Origin of the sequence: Nostoc sp. (assembly GCF_036917435.1) — a bacterium.
Lineage (GTDB): Bacteria > Cyanobacteriota > Cyanobacteriia > Cyanobacteriales > Nostocaceae > Nostoc.
The window spans coordinates 1-16,764 of sequence record NZ_JBALDM010000011.1 but is presented as its reverse complement, the minus strand read 5'-3'; the positions used below and the strand labels follow the sequence as shown (position 1 = coordinate 16,764).

Genomic DNA, 16,764 nt, shown 5'->3' with positions numbered 1-16,764 from the left:
CGCTCTTGGCGGCTTGGCGGTTCAATAAATCATGTATTTTAAAAATTTTTGCGTGAGTCCCGATAGTATAAAATAACGAACCGCCAAGAACGCCAAGAACGCCAAGGAAGAAATGCTTAACTGAACTCTATTCTTCTTGAACTGCTTCCCCTTCACTGCGAATTAATTCCAAATACTTGCCTTCAACTTGCTGTAATTGTTCATGGCTACCCCGTTGCACTACCTTGCCGCGATCGAAGACAATAATTTCGTCACAATCCCGAATTGTGCTTAATCGATGCGCCACAATTACACAAGTGCAGCCACGCTCCCGAAGTTTCTGATCGATCATTTTTTCTGACTCAGAATCGAGCGCACTAGTCGCTTCATCCATCACCAAAATTGCCGGATTATTCACTAAAGTCCGGGCAATTTCTAATCGCTGTCGCTGCCCACCGCTCAAATTAGATGCTCCTTCTGCAAGATCAGCGTTGTAACCTCCAGGCATGGAAAGCACTACATCCTGAATGGCAGCATCTTTACAAGCGCGAACCAGGTTACTAAAAGGAACAGTCGAATCCCAAAGTGTGAGATTGTCGCGCACACTGCCTGCAAATAGTGAGATATCTTGCTCAACTAAAGCAATTGAATTAGTGAGAATCGATCGCGGAATATCTCTTCTGGATTGACCATCAAATAAAATTTCACCCGCCCACTGTTCGTATAATCCACACACTAGCTTTGCAACGGTTGACTTACCCGAACCACTGCCACCCACTAAAGCAACTCGTTGTCCGGGTTTAAGTGAAAGACTGAGATTTTCAATCAAGGGAGGTGCAGAGCGGTTATAGCCAAAGGTGATGTTACGGAGTTCAATATAACCCTGGAGTCGAACGTTTGCGGCAGGTAGTTGAGTTGGCGATATACTAATATCTAGCTCTACGGCAGGATCGATGGCATTGCGTAACACATCATCCAATCGACCTAAATTGCCTTCCATTTCCTGGAGTTCACCCGCTAAACTTACCAGATTATTTACAGGCTCTAAAAATCTTTGCATCAAGCCTTGAAAGGCAATGAGCATCCCAATACTGAGTACGCCATCCATTACCCGTAACCCTCCCACCGCTAGCAAAAGCATGGATGTAATGGAGGTGAGAAATGATGGCAACACACCCAGGTTTTGATTAGTTGTATCCATTTCTTGCCGGGCATTAATAGCTTTAGCGTAATAACCTGCCCACCGCGAAAAGAATTCTGACTCTAACCCAGATGCTTTGAGCGTTTCCATACTTTGCAGTCCAGAAATCGCTACGCCGCTCACTTTACCTTGTTCTTGCATTAACCGCAAATTGGCATCAACGCGCTGCCGTGAAACCCATCGCCACACGCTGACATTCACGATGACAAAAGCAATGCCGATCGCAGTCAGAACGACATCATATTGCAGCATCACTAAAGCATAAAAGACAACGGTGAAGCCGGAAATAACTGTAGTCGCTAATCTTCCTGAAAGCAGATTTGCCAAGCTATCATTGAGGCGGACACGGCTGCTAATTTCTCCAGCAAATCGCTGATCGTAAAAACTAACTGGTAGCCGCAGAATATGCCACAAGAATCGGCTAGACATCCCCACAGCCAGCTTAATTTTCATACGTCGCAGAAATTGCAACTGAAGCAATGTTAAAAAACCACTCAGGATGGCTGTGAAAATCATCCCTAAAATTAATGGCCGCAACCAATCACTTCTGCCTTCAATTAAGACGTTATCGACAAAGGCTTGGGAGAATGCAGGGATGGCTAATCCAGGAATTACTAACAGCAAGCCGGCGATGACACAATAAATCAGCGCTCCCAGGGAACTCTGCAATCGATCCCATAAAGATAATGTCAGACTTGGTTTCCGTCCTCCTGGCTGAAATTCTGCACTCGGTTCACCAATTAGTACTACCCCAGTAAAAGACTGATCGAATTCTGGGAGCGAAACTGTTCTCGGCCCGGTGGCAGGATCGTTAAGATAAACTTTGTCTTTGGCAAATCCTTCAACTATCAAAAAATGGTTGAAATTCCAAAAGACAATATAAGGACATTGGAGTTTGCGTAACCCATCCAAATCGACCTTAAAGCCTTTGGCCTGCAATCCATAGCTGCGGGCAGCATTGAGAATATTAGATGCTTTACTGCCATCGCGGGAAACACCACAGGCTTGACGGAGTTCTGCTAGGGGGACAATGCGATCGTAGTATCCTAAAATAATCCCCAGTGCAGCTGCACCGCATTCCACTGCCTCCATTTGTAACAGAGTGGGAGTCCGACGGCGGCGATCGGGACGGCTGATGAGGCGTTGAATTTTTTTAAATCGAAGCCCAATTTGTGATTTAATTTGCCGCATAATCAATACATTCCACTCCACGATCGCAGAATCGGAAATACAAAGGAAATCGGAGATTGTTCATCTATCTTCACGCGCACTGAGGTGGTGGTTCCAGATGTAATTTGGCTATCTGGCCCTTTAGACGAAGACCACCGGAAATGAGTTTTAGTCAAGGGATCTGGCTGAAGTTCCGCAAAAACTTGAATTTGTGCCCCTTCTGTGGTTAACCCTTGCAAAACTTCCAAACCGCCGACAACGCTCGATGCGCTCTCTTTACTAACCGGAAATGCAGAGATACTTGTCACCTTCCCGATAATGCCACCAAAGCGTTCTCGCTTGACGGTAGAAGGAGTAACTTGCAACTCCATACCCTTTTGAATCTTTTTGCCTTCGCTGACCGGGAAGAATGCCACCCCAACTAACTTATTTCCAGAATCTCTAGCTTCGATTGTGCCAATACGAGCGCCCTTTTCGAGGGTTTGTCCAGGAACAGCAGAGAGTTCTAAAACCCGTCCATTAAAATGGCTAACAACCTGGCTGTTTCCTTTAATTTCCAATTTTAATTGTGCGATCGCTCGCTGCGTGTCTTGAATTTCTTTTTTACGATTAGTAGAAATAGCTAAATCTTGTTCTGCTTGCCCAGCAAATTTACTGTCTAGTACTGCTAACTGAGCTTCCAGGTCTTTAGTCGTATTGACATTTGCTAAAAATTCTCGTTCTGCATCAGCTTCTTTAACATTAAGTTGTTTGAGTTGCGATTGGATTTCATTGATTCTAGTTTTGCTATTGAGAAATTCCTGTTGCGCCTGAAGGACAGTATCACTCGAAACCGCTCCTTCTTTTTGTAACTGCTGGCGAATGTCAAATCGCTCTTTGAACGTGGGTATTAAATCTCGCGTTGTCTGCAACTGTTCCTGTAAAGTCTGACGCTGTTGCTGAATCGACTCCAGACCTTTACTTCTGAGAATTGGCGTTAGGGATTGGGTAGTTTTGAGAGTTTGCACGAGCGCCTGATGTTGTTGCGCGATCGCACCTTTATCTAAAACCGTTCGCTGAAGTCGCAGAGAATTGGCATTTTGGTCTTGTTCATAAAGTTGAGCAAGCTTGACTGTTGCAAGTTTCAACTTATCTTGAAGTTCAGTTTGGTCGATTGTCGCTAGTACCTGTCCTTTCCTGATTTCATCGCCTGTACGAACAAAGAGCATGAGAATCTGCCCGGAACTAGGAGACTGAAATCCAACGACTTTGCTAGGAAAAACCACTACGCCTTGTCCGGCTACGGTAATGGGAATGCGACCAAAAACACTCCAAGTAAGTCCAACGGCAATTAGAGATCCCATCGCAACTAACGGAATCCACTTCTTTGGCTGCACCACCTGCATAAGTTGATCCAGCCGCTCCGGGGAGGATAAGCGATCAAGTGCTTCTTTACGGAATAGATTGCTTTTATTGGTCGTCATTATACTGACTCCATTCAAGTTGTAGAAATTTGTATATTAGGGAATTGGGAATTGGGCATTGGGCATTGGGCATTGGGCATTGGGCATTGGGAATAGAGAATTGGGCATTGGGAATAGAGAATTGGGAATAGAGAATTGGGAATGGGGAAGCAAAGGAAGCAGGGGAAGATGAGAGAAAAGAATTAATAATCTATGCCCCATGCCCAATGCCCCATGCCCAATGCCCCAATGCCCAATGCCCTTAAATAATTCAATTACCGCAAATCTGCTTCAACATCCAATCAAATCGAGTTCCCGCAAGTGTCACTTGAGCCAAAAAGCTAGAACTCAATTCATCTTCATAAGTCAAGCGTTCATCTAAAGATTTGCCTGAACTATAGTTGATTCTGCCGTAACCCAAACTATTGATAATTCCTTGCTGTTTATCTGCTAACAAAATTGCTAATACTCGATAAAATCGGGCAGCAAAACTTACATCGTGTAGCAATTTAGCAGAAAGTCGCCATTTGGGAATCGATAACACGATCGCATCCTCAACCGCCCGAATGGTCATTGCGGGTGGATTAGCTTCAACAAAGGGTGTTTCGCCAACCATGTCACCCCGCGATAATCTGGCAAACTCTCGTTCGATATGATCTGTTTCTTCCAAAGTTGAAAAGGCGCGGGTGAGAGGATTGCTTGTATCTTCAGCAATGGAAGCCACCATCTTGCCATCTAACAAAATATAGAGAGCGTCAACGGGTCTTCCGGCCTGAAACAACACCGTTCCCGCAGGAATTTTCAGCGCATTGCCTGCAACAATCATCCAACCAATATCGCTATCATTTAATTCTGCAAATGTAAATAAAATTTCTCGAATTTGTGGTTGAAAAAGCACGACTGTGCTTTGGCCAATTTGGCTGATCATCTGCTCTAATCGATGAGCAAAGAGAACTGCGATCGCTCGATAAAAATGGGCAGCAAATGTGATGTCTTCTTGCAATTTTTGAATCAACTGCTGCTGAGGAATCATCAACACCAGCGACTTTCTCGCGGCTTTTACCGTAGTCGAAGACTGGTAGGAGGCTAAAAAGGGCATTTCTCCAACAACTTCACCATTTGCCAGCTGTGCAACCTCTCGTCCTGATAGTTCACCACCTTCAAGAGCCGCAAACGCCCGACCAATGGGATTATCGTCAGCCTGAGCGACAGAAACACTTAATGCCCCATCTAAAAGAATGTAGAGGGCATTAACAGGTGTTCCTTGGCGGATGAGGATTGTACCAGCAGTAATTTCTTCTCTTTGACCCGTTGCCAAGATCCAGTCAATATCGCTATTTGTCAGTTCCTTAAGTAGAACTTCTGTCATAATTTAACTTCCTTGTGTTTTGCTAACGGGAGAGAAATGGGGAGCGAGAAATAACTACCGAGAAATACTCACCATCAGCTATTAACTAGCTTGATGAATTGCTCTTGTGATTTTGAGAATTGTTATACTTGTCTTTCCAATAAGGAAGCTTTGTATTCTCAAGATGTTTTGCGATATCTTCAGACACATTGTTATAGATATTGTCTGTAAGATTCCCATCTGGATAATACTCACCGACATTAACACCTCCCGATATATCTGCGAGTTCTTGAATAGATAGCTCTTGTGAATGATTTTGCTTTTCGTGTTCCATTAAAATTTTTCTCCTAATTGTTTAATTCGTTACTGAATTTGCCTAATCTCATCAAAGCGAGACGATCAATCAAGGAAGAATATGGCATTTCGAGTCATTAGTCATTGGTACTAATGACTAATAAGCAATGACTAAATAAGTGGGCGGTTATCCCAGACACCCCTTGAAGGAATAGGATCACCGCCGATTTTTTAATTTGATAAACTTTGGTTATGTCGAACCGTGAATCGCAGATGCATCCCCAAACAACTCGCCAAGAATTTTTAAATCCTCGGTTGTTGCATCGACGATGGTGAGTTGAAGGAACGATGATTCTGTGGTTTCTGCATGATATCCCGAATGTCTTGATCTAGATCCATGTGATTTTCCATGAGTAAATGTAGATTCCGATTGATAAAATCTTGCAGCTGTAAAACGCAGACTAAAACCACCTGATACCTCGTCTAATTCCTCATCTGACAACTCGATTGGTGGATCATTTGGAGTAATTTCGTCACCTAACATAATCGGTTGCTTGCTTAATTTTACATGTTTTCTTTGAGTTAAATGAAGAGGGCTAATTATCACCAAGTTATACCATTTTAGATTAGGAATTTCCTTATCTCAATGGATTAATATAATCCATTGCCGTAATCTTTTTTCAAATTGGTATTAGTCGATTAAGCCCTTTTTTGATGGATATTTCGACCTGCAAAGCTTAGGAAGTTTTATCAGATCAACTCCGGTTACAGTAGAGTTATTTTCCTGTATTCTCGTGTTCTAAAAATGCAGTCCTACTTACCTGTATCGGTAACTTCAAAAATACTAGCTTTGAAGTCATCAGTTTCTTGAGTGTTGTGGCTGCGAATACCATTGCGGTCAGATACCAGAGTACTTTCTTGAAAATCATTCAGTTCTTGAGTGTGAGCAGTTGCAAATCGTCTTGCACCACCTGCAACTACATCTAGTTCTTCAATAGATAATTCTTGAGCTTGGCTAAGATTGATATCAGACATGATGTTTTATCCTTAATGATGTTACTGGTTTATAAACGGTGATAGAGTTGATTAGAAGGGAGTTATCTTGAGAAAGCATCCCTTCTATTGAGAGTGAAATTTAATAACAAACTTACTTGCCTGTATCGGTAACTTCAAAAATACTAGCTTTGAAGTCATCAGTTTCTTGAGTGTTGTGGCTGCGAACACCATTGCGGTCAGCTACCAAGCTGCTTTCTTGAAAATCACTCAGTTCTTGAGTGTGAGCAGTTGCAAATCGTCTTGCACCACCTGCAACTACATCTAGTTCTTCAATAGATAATTCTTGAGCTTGGCTAAGATTGATATCAGACATGATGTTTTATCCTTAATGATGTTACTGGTTTATAAACGGTGATAGAGTTGATTAGAAGGGAGTTATCTTGAGAAAGCATCCCTTCTATTGAGAGTGAAATTTAATAACAAACTTACTTGCCTGTATCGGTAACTTCAAAAATACTAGCTTTGAAGTCATCAGTTTCTTGAGTGTTGTGGCTGCGAACACCATTGCGGTCAGCTACCAAGCTGCTTTCTTGAAAATCACTCAGTTCTTGAGTGTGAGCAGTTGCAAATCGTCTTGCACCACCTGCAACTACATCTAGTTCTTCAATAGATAATTCTTGAGCTTGGCTAAGATTGATGTCAGACATGATATTTTCTCCTTAATGATGTTACTGGTTTATAAACGGTGATAAAGTTGAGCAAAAGGGAGTTATCTTGGTAAAGCATCCCCTCTATTGAGAGTGATATTTAATAACAAACTTACTTGTTAGTTACCTGTATCGGTGAATTCAAAAATACTAGCTTTGAAGTCATTAGTTTCTTGAATGTTGTGGCTGCTAATACCATTCCGGTTAACTATCAGAGTGCTTTCTTGATAATCATTCAGTTCTTGAGTGTGAGCAGTTGCAAATCGTCTTGCACCACCTGCAACTACATCTAGTTCTTCAATAGATAATTCTTGAGCTTGGTAAAGATTGATGTCAGACATGATATTTTCTCCTTAATGATGTTATTTGTTTCTAAACGGTAGTAAAGTTGAGTAGAAGGGAGTTATCTTGGGGAAGCATCCCTTCTATTGAGAGTGGTATTTAATAACAAACTTACTTGCCTGTATCGGTAGCTTCAAAAGTACTAGCTTTGAAGTAATCAGTTTCTTGAGTGTTGTGGCTACGAACACCATCGCGGTCAGCTACCAGAGTGCTTTCCTGAAAATCATTCAGTTCTTGAGTGTGAGCAGTTGCAAATCGTCTTGCACCACCTGCAACTACATCTAGTTCTTCAATAGATAATTCTTGAGCTTGGCTAAGATTGATGTCAGACATGATGTTTTATCCTTGATTTGTGATGTGTGTTATGTCAAGCAGAGAAAGTGATTTGCTGGTTAGTTGCTTATCGCTTTCCTCGCTTCATGTCTCTAGAATACGAATTCACCAGGGTAAGCGCATCTGAAAAACGTCTAGGATTTCATCTAAGCGAAGTAAATAGATGTGGTCTGACTTTCGCTATATAGTATTGAGCAATAGGTAAGACTTTCGTCATAGACTAACCCAGCTAGTTACTACAAAAGTGATGGATTTGCTTGCAGATGTGGCATTTCACTGCAATATCGTAGTATTACTAAACGTGGAAGCATGAATCCAAAATTAGTGTCAATGACAATAAATGAGAGGGTTCTAGCTACATCATTAAATAAACTCAATTAATAAATCACCGTTATATATAGGAATCTGGTTTGATTTCTGAAAATATATGTAGTGGCGTGTCAAGGCTAAATGTGTGCATTAAGAAAAAAGCAGAAAACATTGATTTATCTCAATTTTCTCAAAAATATATTGCAACATTTTAGCCTTGACACGCCAGTAGGATGTGTTAGCGACAGCGTAACGCATCAAACCCTTGAGAATAGTGCGTTACGAACTCCGTTCTAACACACTCTACAATACCTAACTTTGTTCAAAAATCAAATAGTAATCTTATATCTCTAGCAATGTTGTAAATAAAAACAGAAACAACAATGTTTAATAGATTCAAGTTAGCAACCAAATTTACTTTACTTTTATTACTGGTGTTCGTTGGCGCGATCGCAGTTAGTGGTTTGGCTTTATCTCATGCGCTCGAACAAAAAGCAGAAGCCGAAATCGCTTATCGTAGCCAAACTATTGCAGAAACTATGAACTCAGTCAGTAACTACACTAACACGCATATCAACCCACTTCTGATACAAATGGTGAATACTAAAGACACCTTTATCCCTGAAAGTATTCCTAGCTTTGCGGTTAGGGAAGTGTTTGAAAATCTCCGTAAAAATGAAGATTATAAAGATTTTTTATATAAAGATGCTAACTTAAATCCAACTAATTTACGAGATAAAGCAGATGCATTTGAAATAGAACTTATCGAACGATTTCGTCGGGAACCGGAGTTAAAAAACATATCCGGTTTTCGTGACTCTTATGACGAAAAATTATTTTATAACGCTCGTCCATTTTCTATTAAAAATCCCACGTGTCTACGCTGCCATAGCACTCCTGAAGTTGCTCCCAAAAGTCAGATTGTTAGTTATGGTTCAGAAAATGGCTTTGGGTGGAAACTCAATGAAATTGTAGGGACACAAGTTATTTATATTCCTGCCAAGCAAGTATTTGATGATGCTCATCGGGCGTTTGTTTTATTCATTAGTTTATTTATTATTATCTTTGCCATAGTGATTTTGCTAATTAATTATTTGTTAAAGCGAAATGTCCTACAACCACTGAAACCAATGGCCCAACTTGCTCAGAAAATTAGTATGAATGAAATTAGTGTTGAAGAAGCAAAACAATTTGATCGGGAAAAACTAACCTCGATTGTGCAGCGCCATGATGAATTAGGACAATTAGGACGAGTTTTTCAACGGATGGTGCATGAAATTTCTACCCGTGAACAACAATTCAAACAACAGTTGCATACACTGCGGATTGAAGTTGATGAAGCGAAACGTGCGCTTGAAGTTGCAGAAATTGCTGAGTCAAAAACGTTCCAAAAATTGCAGGAGGAGGCAAAAGCAATTAGAAATAAACGAAATGCTCCAAATTAATCATTACAAATTAAAAATTACTATTGAGGATTTATTATGTCTGAAATTATTTCAATTCACTCATTCCGTGGCGGAACTGGCAAGTCAAATATTACGAGTAACCTTGCTGCTATTATCGCTCGCTCTGGTAAGCGAGTTGGGATAGTTGATACAGATATCCAATCTCCAGGGATTCACATTCTATTTGGTCTTGAACAAGAGCGAATCCGCTATACTTTGAACGATTACTTATGGGGCCGTTGTCAGATTGAAGAAGCAGTTTATGATGTTAGCGCCGTTCTCAAACAAAAACAAACATTTTTTGGTCGCCAGGGAAGTATTCATCTGATTCCTTCTAGCATTAAGATGAGCGACATTTCTCGAATCTTGCGCGAAGGCTATGACGCACGCCTGCTTAATGATGGTTTACATAATCTAGTTCGTCGTTTAAAACTGGACTATCTGTTGATTGATACTCATCCTGGCATTAATGAAGAAACATTGTTATCGATTATTCTTTCTGATATTCTGCTGCTAATTCTCCGTCCAGATAAACAAGATTATCAAGGTACAGCAGTGGCGATAGATGTTGCTCGGAAGTTAGAAGTGCCTAAAATGCTAATAGTAATCAACAAAGCTCTGCCATCTTTAGATTTTAAAGAGTTAGGCAAACGAGTGGAGAACACTTACAAAACCCCTGTGGCTGGAATACTGCCTGTTTGTGAAGAGATGTTTGATTTAGGGAGTAGTGGAATCTTCTGTTTGCGGTATCCAGATCATTCATGGACTCAAAAAATTAATGCGATCGCTAAACAAATTACTGGTTCTGGAGTAAAATTGTTTGCCAGATAAGCGTTGCTTATAGATGGTGGGCATCATGGTAAAGACGTGTAGGTAAGCTGTCGCGCATTTAATTTGCACAATTAGAGCGCACCACACGCGGTAGAGGCAATTCATGAATTGCCCCTACCTGAGAATAAGGGTTTTGGCTAAAGTTTTGCGTAAGTCTTAAATTAACACAGTTGACTTAGCCTAGCCGCAAGTTCGGCGGGGTTTATCTGCTCGTAGTGTTCAAAAGGTTGATGAATCCAGGGATTGTTAGGTAGATAATCAACATAATAATTGGGTGCTATAACTGAACAGGCTTTATACCAAAGTACGGCGGTGCGAATTTCTTCAATGGGAAACTCAATATTTTGCTTAAGCCAAGGTATAGTTTGTTGCAGTGTTACCCCAGAGTCTACTAAGTCATCTACTAGGAGAATGCGCGAACCTAACTTTTCGGCAGTCATCGTTAAGTGACGGGAGAAAATTAAATTATTTCTTTCAGTGCCACTGTAAGATGAGGTTGCTAAAATTGCCAATGGTTGCTGATATATCCGAGAAAGAATATCTCCAATTCTTAGTCCTCCTCTGGCAAGACAGATAATCTGGTTAAATTCCCAACCGGATTGATAAATCTGAATAGCCAGTTGTTCAATTTTTTGGTGATAATCTGACCAAGAAACGTAAATATCTGGCATAAGTCTAACGGGAGTAGTAGATAGCTAGTATTGAAGGCGATGTTCTACGATGGGCTTACGCCTACGCAGATTTTTTATTTTAGTATGAGTACAAAGTTTTATGAATGATTCTACTGCTGATGGTGATGCCCAACGAGATATTCTCAGTAAAAAACTCAATTTTAAAACAAAACTGGCTTACGGTGCAGGAGATTTAGGGCCAGCAATTACTGCAAATATCTCTGTCTTTTATCTGCTGATTTTCTTTACCAATGTTGCTGGCATCCCTGCGGGTTTAGCTGGCACTATTTTATTAATTGGCAAAATCTGGGATGGCGTAAATGATCCGCTTGTCGGGTTCCTGACTGATAAAACAAAATCTCGTCGTTGGGGTCGTCGTCTTCCTTGGATGTTTTATGGAGCAATTCCTTTTGGAATTTTCTTTTTCTTTCAGTGGATTGTACCGCGATTTAGTGCAAATCAGAGTGATAATATTTGGCCGATGTTCTGTTATTACGTAGTGATTGGGGTGATATCTCAGTCCTTTTACACGGTTGTGAATTTGCCTTATACGGCGATGACTCCAGAACTAACTCAAGATTACGACGAACGCACCAGCCTTAACAGCTATCGTTTTACATTTTCCATTGGTGGCAGCATTCTATCGTTGATTTTAGCGCAAATTGTTTTTTCGCAGATTGCCGATCTCCAACAAGCGTATCTCGTTTTAGCTGCAATTTGTACGGTAATTTCAATTTTAGGATTATATTGGTGCGTTTTTGGAGTCCGCGATCGCATCCAGGCTTTTGAAGCCAAACGCATCCAAGTCGAGGAACCTGAATCTCTCCCTTTCGGCGAACAGCTAAAAATTGTCTTCAGCAACCGACCTTTTTTATTTGTTATTGGTATATATCTTTTTTCTTGGCTAGGTGTGCAGATTACAGCCAGCATTATCCCCTTTTTTGTAGTCAATTGTATGGGGTTAAAATTTGAATCAGATGTAACGCCAGTGCTGATTACAGTGCAAACAACTGCCCTGCTGATGCTATTTGTGTGGGGATATCTGAGTAAGAAAATTGGCAAAAAACTTGTCTATTTTCTCGGAATGAGTTTATGGATAATAGCCGCCGGCGGACTATTTTTCTTACAACCTGGTCAAATACTTTTGATGTATGTGATGGCTGTTATGGCTGGTGTTGGTGTCTCCACAGCTTATTTAATTCCCTGGTCGATGATTCCTGATGTGATTGAATTAGATGAACTCCAAACCGGACAACGCAGAGAAGGCATATTTTATGGCTTCATGGTTTTACTACAAAAATTTGGTTTAGCTTTCGGGCTGTTTTTGGTGTCAACTGCCTTGCAAGTATACGGTTTCAAAGAATCTGTAGCCGGAAGTCCACTACCCACCCAACCGGAATCAGCATTGTTTGCCATTCGCATTGCCGTTGGCCCCATACCTACAGTTTGTTTGCTTTGTGGCTTAGTTTTAACGTATTTTTACCCAATTACCCGCGAGATGCACGCAGAGATTATGCTGAAACTCAAAGAACGGCAGGAGAAGAGGGGTAATTTGTAATTCGTAATTACGTTAGGATTGGGGTCTAAATGCATATCCATAACGGGGCGACACTTGTTACCACCTTGTACAGATTGGGGACTCTAACCCGATTTTTATAGCGCGGCTTTCGCAATCGCCTACTTTAGATACCATCAGCATTTTAAACTCTTCAAAGTCAATACTGCCTGACAAATCAAGATCAATCTCTTTGATTAAGTCATGCAGCCACGTTACCGTAGGATTTTGTCCTAGCGATCGCATTACCTCCCCCAATTCATCGGTTGTATTTGCTGCTTTATCTAGCGATCGCTTTTGGGTTAAAGCTTTAATATAGTCAACAATTCAATTAGTCAAAAATACTGAGGTCGATTAAGTAGCAAATTTGATTCAATTAATCAAACAAACGGCTTTGTCATTGTTCCCGTTTGCTTATTAAGCAATGTTACTTACATATTTTGAGCAGGTTTTAGACAATATTTTGCCTGATGAGAGTAATGAGACATATATCAGTGATATCTTTGTAAGACCTCTAATAAATGCACTTGGATTTAATCAGCAAGAGCATTTTTCAGAGTTTAAGACGGGGGATGGTAACGTAGATTTTGCTGCGCGTAAGAATGTTAATAGCGATATTTTTGCATTGTCTAGAATCAATCCATATTTACTGATTGAAGTCAAAGTACGAGCCACAGTAGCAGGAGCCAAATTTAATTTATCAGAAGGCACTCCTGAATACATCAACACTAAAGAGCAAATGAAAAAATATCTACTTGCTTCTAAGTGCAAAACATCTCAATGGGGCATTATTACTAATTCAGTTCATCTTCAATTATTTAGACGACATGGAAAAGTTGTATTTCCTGCAACTCCAAGTACTTTAATTAAAAAAGATAATATTAATGCTATTGTTTGTCATATCAAAAACTTAATTGACAATCCGCCTAAAGCTTTAACTATTTGTGTTTACAACAACAAAGGAGGTGTGGGCAAAACTACAACAACTCTTAATTTAGCAGCCACTCTTGTACAACAAGGAAAGCGAGTTTTATTAATTGACTTTGATCCACAACAAGGAGATTTAAGTAAATCTCTTGGTCTACAAGTAGGAAAAGTCAGCTTATATGATTGTCTATCCGATAGAGATTTAAACATTCATGATACAGTTCAACCATTCACAGTCAAATTTAAATCTGGTAAATCATTCCAACTTGACGTTATTCCCGCAGATCCAAAACTGGAAAATTTTACACAACAAGATTTAGCAACAAGGATTGAAAAGGGATCTGCTAGGTTAAAAGATGCTCTGAAAGTTTTTGTCTATGAATATGATTATATATTGATTGATTGTCCGACAAGCTGGATGTTTTTCAGTCAAAGTAGTCTCTACGCCTGTGATGTAGTTTTGATACCTACAAAACACAATAATTTAGCATCCCTAAATAATGCAGCTAAAGTAATTAAAGAGTTAGTACCAGAAGTTAATGCAGCTAGACAAGATGGTGGGCCAATTGCCTTACCTATATTTTTTAATGGCGAAAGTATCACTCTTCCTCAGCTTAAAATAGCAAATCAGGAAATTGAAACTATTATTAGCAGAGAGTTCAAAGCATCGAATTTTAATTTACGTCCATATTTTTATCCTAATTATATAAAACCTGATAGAAATACAGAAATATTCAGTTTGCCAAATTATGCAATTGTAGCAGGTGCAGCTTTCGATCGAGTTCCAGCCGCTTTTAAGCATTCTACTGCCTATGAATATTATTTCAAACTAGCTAAGGAGTACTTTATTCTATGAGTGATTTTGATAATATTGGTAAACTAATGCATCTGAAGTTAACTGATATTGAATCGGGAGATCAGTTTTCCGAATCGGAATATATAATCAAAGCAGCAGCAGAGTCTATCTTACAAGCTAATGGGCGAAATTGGATTCCTGTTATTGTTAAAGAAATTGGTGACTATAAATATCAAGTTGTTACTAATAACTTTATTTATATAGTTGCTCGACAAGCTAAGTTAGAGCGAGTCTGGTGCATAGTCATCTCACCAGAATCTCAAAGTATTGAGCAGGCAAAAATTTTAGCTAAAGAAGTTTTACCTAAAGTAAATTTGAATACAGCATCACGAGATACTATTCTAGCTGCACTTAAATACTTAATATCAGAACCAAATAGTGCCTTAAGGGGTGTAGATCCTATTCTTGCTACAAACCGAATTGCAGAGTCTAATCGCAAAACTTGGTCTAATTTCAACTCAATTCTTACCTTGAGATGTGGAATTACTAAAGGCAAAAAGTTGGATGCTCTTACAAAAGTATTTTTTCTGTCATCATTACCAGCTTCACCGCCCTTACCACCACCAGAAAATGTCAGTATTAAATCTGCATCAAGAGATGAAATATTTACTCGTTTGAGTTATTTATCAAAATCCAAAATAGATGGTTTTGAAGCTATTGATATAGACAAATCATCTGATGTTATATTCAGTGCTAGTAAAGGCAAGTGGAAAAGCTTAAATCCTATCTCTAAACTTGAATCTGGCATTGATACTACAAAAGTCAAGACTCTTAAGAAAGTGTTTAGTCTCTAATCTTATCCACCAATTACAGGAATCACGGACACTATTTTCTCAGCTTCATTTACCGTAATTTGCGCCAGCCCAAACTGTTCAATTACGGCTGCATTTGTTGTCAAATGTCTACTTATCTCAGCCACTCGATAATGACTTTGCTGTGAAGCTAAAGCAGCCGGCAATAATAACTGATCTGCTAAATGTTCATCCACTGGTGCGCCTGTGTGATGAAACTCAAGCAGTTGCTGACAAGCTATCTCTGCAACAGTTTCCGCCGACAACCGCAAACGCCCAAATCCACCAAAGCCAGTCAAACTGTTCTTATACTCAGCAGTTAAAAAAATACCCGCCCCAGGTGCTACACCTCTTTCTCGCAAAGTCTGTACAGCAACTTTCAAATGGGCTTCCCGTAACAAATTCTCCGCACGATTTGCCATCCGTTGCGGAATATGAGCAGGCAAATCCGTCACTACTGCTAGTCCCCGTATCTGTTGTAAATCTCCTCGTTCCAACAAGTTGATCTCGCCGATCTTACCACCACCATCCACTTGTAACTCTACCTCTCCCCCACCTTGGGGAAACCACCCCCAAGCGCCTAGCTTGACTTGGGCTTCTACACCCATGCGTTGCAGTGTGGGCAGGTAAACTTGCTCAATATAAGTCGCTGTCGGACTAAAGTTTACATGAGTTCCACCCTTTAGTGTTACCTGAGAATTCCCCTTTGTTAGTGCTAAAGGTAAGAGAATTGTCTGTAAAACTAGAGCGATCGCACCCGCAGAACCACCTTGTTGTGCTTTACTAACATCAAAGGTATAAATTCCAGCTTGTACAGCACTACCTGGGATGAATTCTAGCAGCGTTGAACCCAAAGCATCACCCCGCAATTGAGCATTACAAATTCTACCCGCAGCCCGAACTGCTGTTAAGTGTTGTGCTGCTAATCCTGGCTTTTTGCGTCCAGCGCGAATACCTGCAATTCGTATGGGTTTGCCAGTGATGGCCGCTAGACTTAAGGAAGTGCGAAGAACTTGTCCGCCTCCCTCTCCATAGGAACCGTCAATTTCAATCATGGGTGATTTTGGGATGTTGGATTTTGGGTTATCCCCACTGGCTCTTAAATTGAACCACAAATTATAAACGCTCAACAGCCAGATTTTTGGAGGGAGTTACACAACTATACATAAAAATTCTGATATGTGTTGCTCTCTAGTTTGCTAATTTTAGCAATATTGAAACCTCTCTCTGGTTTTACTACACAAAACCGTCCCTCTCCTTACTAAGGCTACGGTGTACACACAACTCGGAAAAACTTCATCCACTAAAGATTTGCAGTCCGTTACGCTGGCATGATAAAGGTAAATTGTTGCAATCATGGCGATGCCTGCGGTGGTAACAGAGTTTTGTCGTACCATTTCTCTACGAGACACTCCGCGAACGTGGAAGCAAGCTAGGCACAGCGTCTCGTAGAAAAGTGCGGGCTATGCCAACCATTTGTTATTTCGGCGAACCCATTTGTTATTTCGGCGAACCCATTTGTTATTTCGGCGAACCCATTTGTTATTTCGGCGAACCCATTTGTTAT

General features: G+C 40.4%; 20 protein-coding genes. 6 read left to right on the top strand and 14 right to left on the bottom strand.

What is annotated here, in order from left to right; translation table 11 throughout:
• Nucleotides 1-127: 127 nt before the first annotated feature.
• The 11 genes from V7K98_RS04550 to V7K98_RS04500 all read right to left on the bottom strand — a co-directional run bounded on the left by V7K98_RS04550 (nt 128) and on the right by V7K98_RS04500 (nt 7,812).
• Nucleotides 128-2,371: an NHLP family bacteriocin export ABC transporter peptidase/permease/ATPase subunit gene (locus tag V7K98_RS04550; RefSeq protein ID WP_335019637.1), complete on the bottom strand. Its 2,244-nt coding sequence runs from the start codon at nt 2,369-2,371 to the stop codon at nt 128-130.
• A gap of 2 nt (nt 2,372-2,373) precedes the next feature.
• Nucleotides 2,374-3,813: an NHLP bacteriocin system secretion protein gene (locus V7K98_RS04545; protein WP_335019636.1), complete on the bottom strand. Its 1,440-nt coding sequence runs from the start codon at nt 3,811-3,813 to the stop codon at nt 2,374-2,376.
• Nucleotides 3,814-3,849: 36 nt separating this feature from the next.
• Nucleotides 3,850-4,014 carry a hypothetical protein gene (locus V7K98_RS04540; RefSeq protein ID WP_335019635.1) on the bottom strand — a complete coding sequence of 55 codons (165 nt, stop codon included), beginning with the start codon at nt 4,012-4,014 and terminating at the stop codon, nt 3,850-3,852.
• A 49-nt stretch (nt 4,015-4,063) separates the two neighbouring features.
• Complete coding sequence (locus V7K98_RS04535; protein ID WP_335019634.1) at nt 4,064-5,161, bottom strand: cyclic nucleotide-binding domain-containing protein; 1,098 nt, start codon at nt 5,159-5,161, stop codon at nt 4,064-4,066.
• An 85-nt stretch (nt 5,162-5,246) separates the two neighbouring features.
• The gene (locus V7K98_RS04530; protein ID WP_335019633.1) at nt 5,247-5,474 is read right to left on the bottom strand and encodes a hypothetical protein; all 228 of its coding nucleotides are present in this window, start codon (nt 5,472-5,474) and stop codon (nt 5,247-5,249) included.
• A gap of 210 nt (nt 5,475-5,684) precedes the next feature.
• Entirely contained in the window at nt 5,685-5,978 is a 294-nt protein-coding gene (locus tag V7K98_RS04525) for a CTB family bacteriocin (RefSeq protein ID WP_335019632.1), read from the bottom strand.
• A 269-nt stretch (nt 5,979-6,247) separates the two neighbouring features.
• Nucleotides 6,248-6,469, bottom strand: a complete 222-nt coding sequence (locus tag V7K98_RS04520) for a CTB family bacteriocin (RefSeq protein ID WP_335019631.1) — start codon at nt 6,467-6,469, stop codon at nt 6,248-6,250.
• Between the two features lie 112 nt (nt 6,470-6,581).
• A complete protein-coding gene (locus tag V7K98_RS04515) occupies nt 6,582-6,803 on the bottom strand; it encodes a hypothetical protein (RefSeq protein WP_335019630.1) in 222 nt (73 codons plus the stop codon).
• A 112-nt stretch (nt 6,804-6,915) separates the two neighbouring features.
• Nucleotides 6,916-7,137: a hypothetical protein gene (locus tag V7K98_RS04510; protein ID WP_335019630.1), complete on the bottom strand. Its 222-nt coding sequence runs from the start codon at nt 7,135-7,137 to the stop codon at nt 6,916-6,918.
• 119 nt (nt 7,138-7,256) lie between these two features.
• The gene (locus V7K98_RS04505; protein WP_335019629.1) at nt 7,257-7,478 is read right to left on the bottom strand and encodes a hypothetical protein; all 222 of its coding nucleotides are present in this window, start codon (nt 7,476-7,478) and stop codon (nt 7,257-7,259) included.
• Nucleotides 7,479-7,590: 112 nt separating this feature from the next.
• Complete coding sequence (locus V7K98_RS04500; protein ID WP_335019628.1) at nt 7,591-7,812, bottom strand: hypothetical protein; 222 nt, start codon at nt 7,810-7,812, stop codon at nt 7,591-7,593.
• Between the two features lie 692 nt (nt 7,813-8,504).
• On the opposite strand from V7K98_RS04500, the gene V7K98_RS04495 reads away from it, so the two are divergent.
• Both V7K98_RS04495 and V7K98_RS04490 read left to right on the top strand, forming a co-directional pair.
• A complete protein-coding gene (locus V7K98_RS04495) occupies nt 8,505-9,566 on the top strand; it encodes a c-type heme family protein (protein ID WP_335019627.1) in 1,062 nt (353 codons plus the stop codon).
• Nucleotides 9,567-9,602: 36 nt separating this feature from the next.
• Nucleotides 9,603-10,397 carry a MinD/ParA family ATP-binding protein gene (locus tag V7K98_RS04490; protein ID WP_335019626.1) on the top strand — a complete coding sequence of 265 codons (795 nt, stop codon included), beginning with the start codon at nt 9,603-9,605 and terminating at the stop codon, nt 10,395-10,397.
• A gap of 161 nt (nt 10,398-10,558) precedes the next feature.
• Here V7K98_RS04490 and V7K98_RS04485 read toward each other — a convergent pair whose 3' ends face one another.
• Nucleotides 10,559-11,068 (bottom strand): phosphoribosyltransferase, encoded by a 510-nt coding sequence (locus tag V7K98_RS04485; protein ID WP_335019625.1) that lies wholly within the window; start codon nt 11,066-11,068, stop codon nt 10,559-10,561.
• A 100-nt stretch (nt 11,069-11,168) separates the two neighbouring features.
• Here V7K98_RS04485 and V7K98_RS04480 point away from each other — a divergent pair, with 100 nt between their 5' ends.
• Nucleotides 11,169-12,626 carry an MFS transporter gene (locus V7K98_RS04480; RefSeq protein ID WP_335019624.1) on the top strand — a complete coding sequence of 486 codons (1,458 nt, stop codon included), beginning with the start codon at nt 11,169-11,171 and terminating at the stop codon, nt 12,624-12,626.
• A 57-nt stretch (nt 12,627-12,683) separates the two neighbouring features.
• Here V7K98_RS04480 and V7K98_RS04475 read toward each other — a convergent pair whose 3' ends face one another.
• Nucleotides 12,684-12,869, bottom strand: a complete 186-nt coding sequence (locus tag V7K98_RS04475; protein ID WP_335019657.1) for an EF-hand domain-containing protein — start codon at nt 12,867-12,869, stop codon at nt 12,684-12,686.
• Here V7K98_RS04475 and V7K98_RS04470 point away from each other — a divergent pair.
• From V7K98_RS04470 to V7K98_RS04460, 3 genes are all read left to right on the top strand, one after another.
• Nucleotides 12,817-12,942, top strand: coding sequence for a hypothetical protein (locus tag V7K98_RS04470; protein ID WP_335019662.1), 126 nt, complete (start codon nt 12,817-12,819; stop codon nt 12,940-12,942). The two genes, V7K98_RS04475 and V7K98_RS04470, sit on opposite strands and share 53 nt — an antisense overlap.
• A 105-nt stretch (nt 12,943-13,047) precedes the next feature.
• The gene (locus V7K98_RS04465; protein WP_335019623.1) at nt 13,048-14,406 is read left to right on the top strand and encodes a ParA family protein; all 1,359 of its coding nucleotides are present in this window, start codon (nt 13,048-13,050) and stop codon (nt 14,404-14,406) included.
• Nucleotides 14,403-15,200 carry a Rho termination factor gene (locus tag V7K98_RS04460; protein ID WP_335019622.1) on the top strand — a complete coding sequence of 266 codons (798 nt, stop codon included), beginning with the start codon at nt 14,403-14,405 and terminating at the stop codon, nt 15,198-15,200. The genes V7K98_RS04465 and V7K98_RS04460 overlap by 4 nt, the downstream gene beginning before the upstream one ends.
• Nucleotides 15,201-15,202: 2 nt before the next feature.
• Here V7K98_RS04460 and rtcA read toward each other — a convergent pair whose 3' ends face one another.
• Complete coding sequence (gene rtcA, locus V7K98_RS04455; protein WP_335019621.1) at nt 15,203-16,252, bottom strand: RNA 3'-terminal phosphate cyclase; 1,050 nt, start codon at nt 16,250-16,252, stop codon at nt 15,203-15,205.
• Between the last annotated feature and the right edge of the window lie 512 nt (nt 16,253-16,764).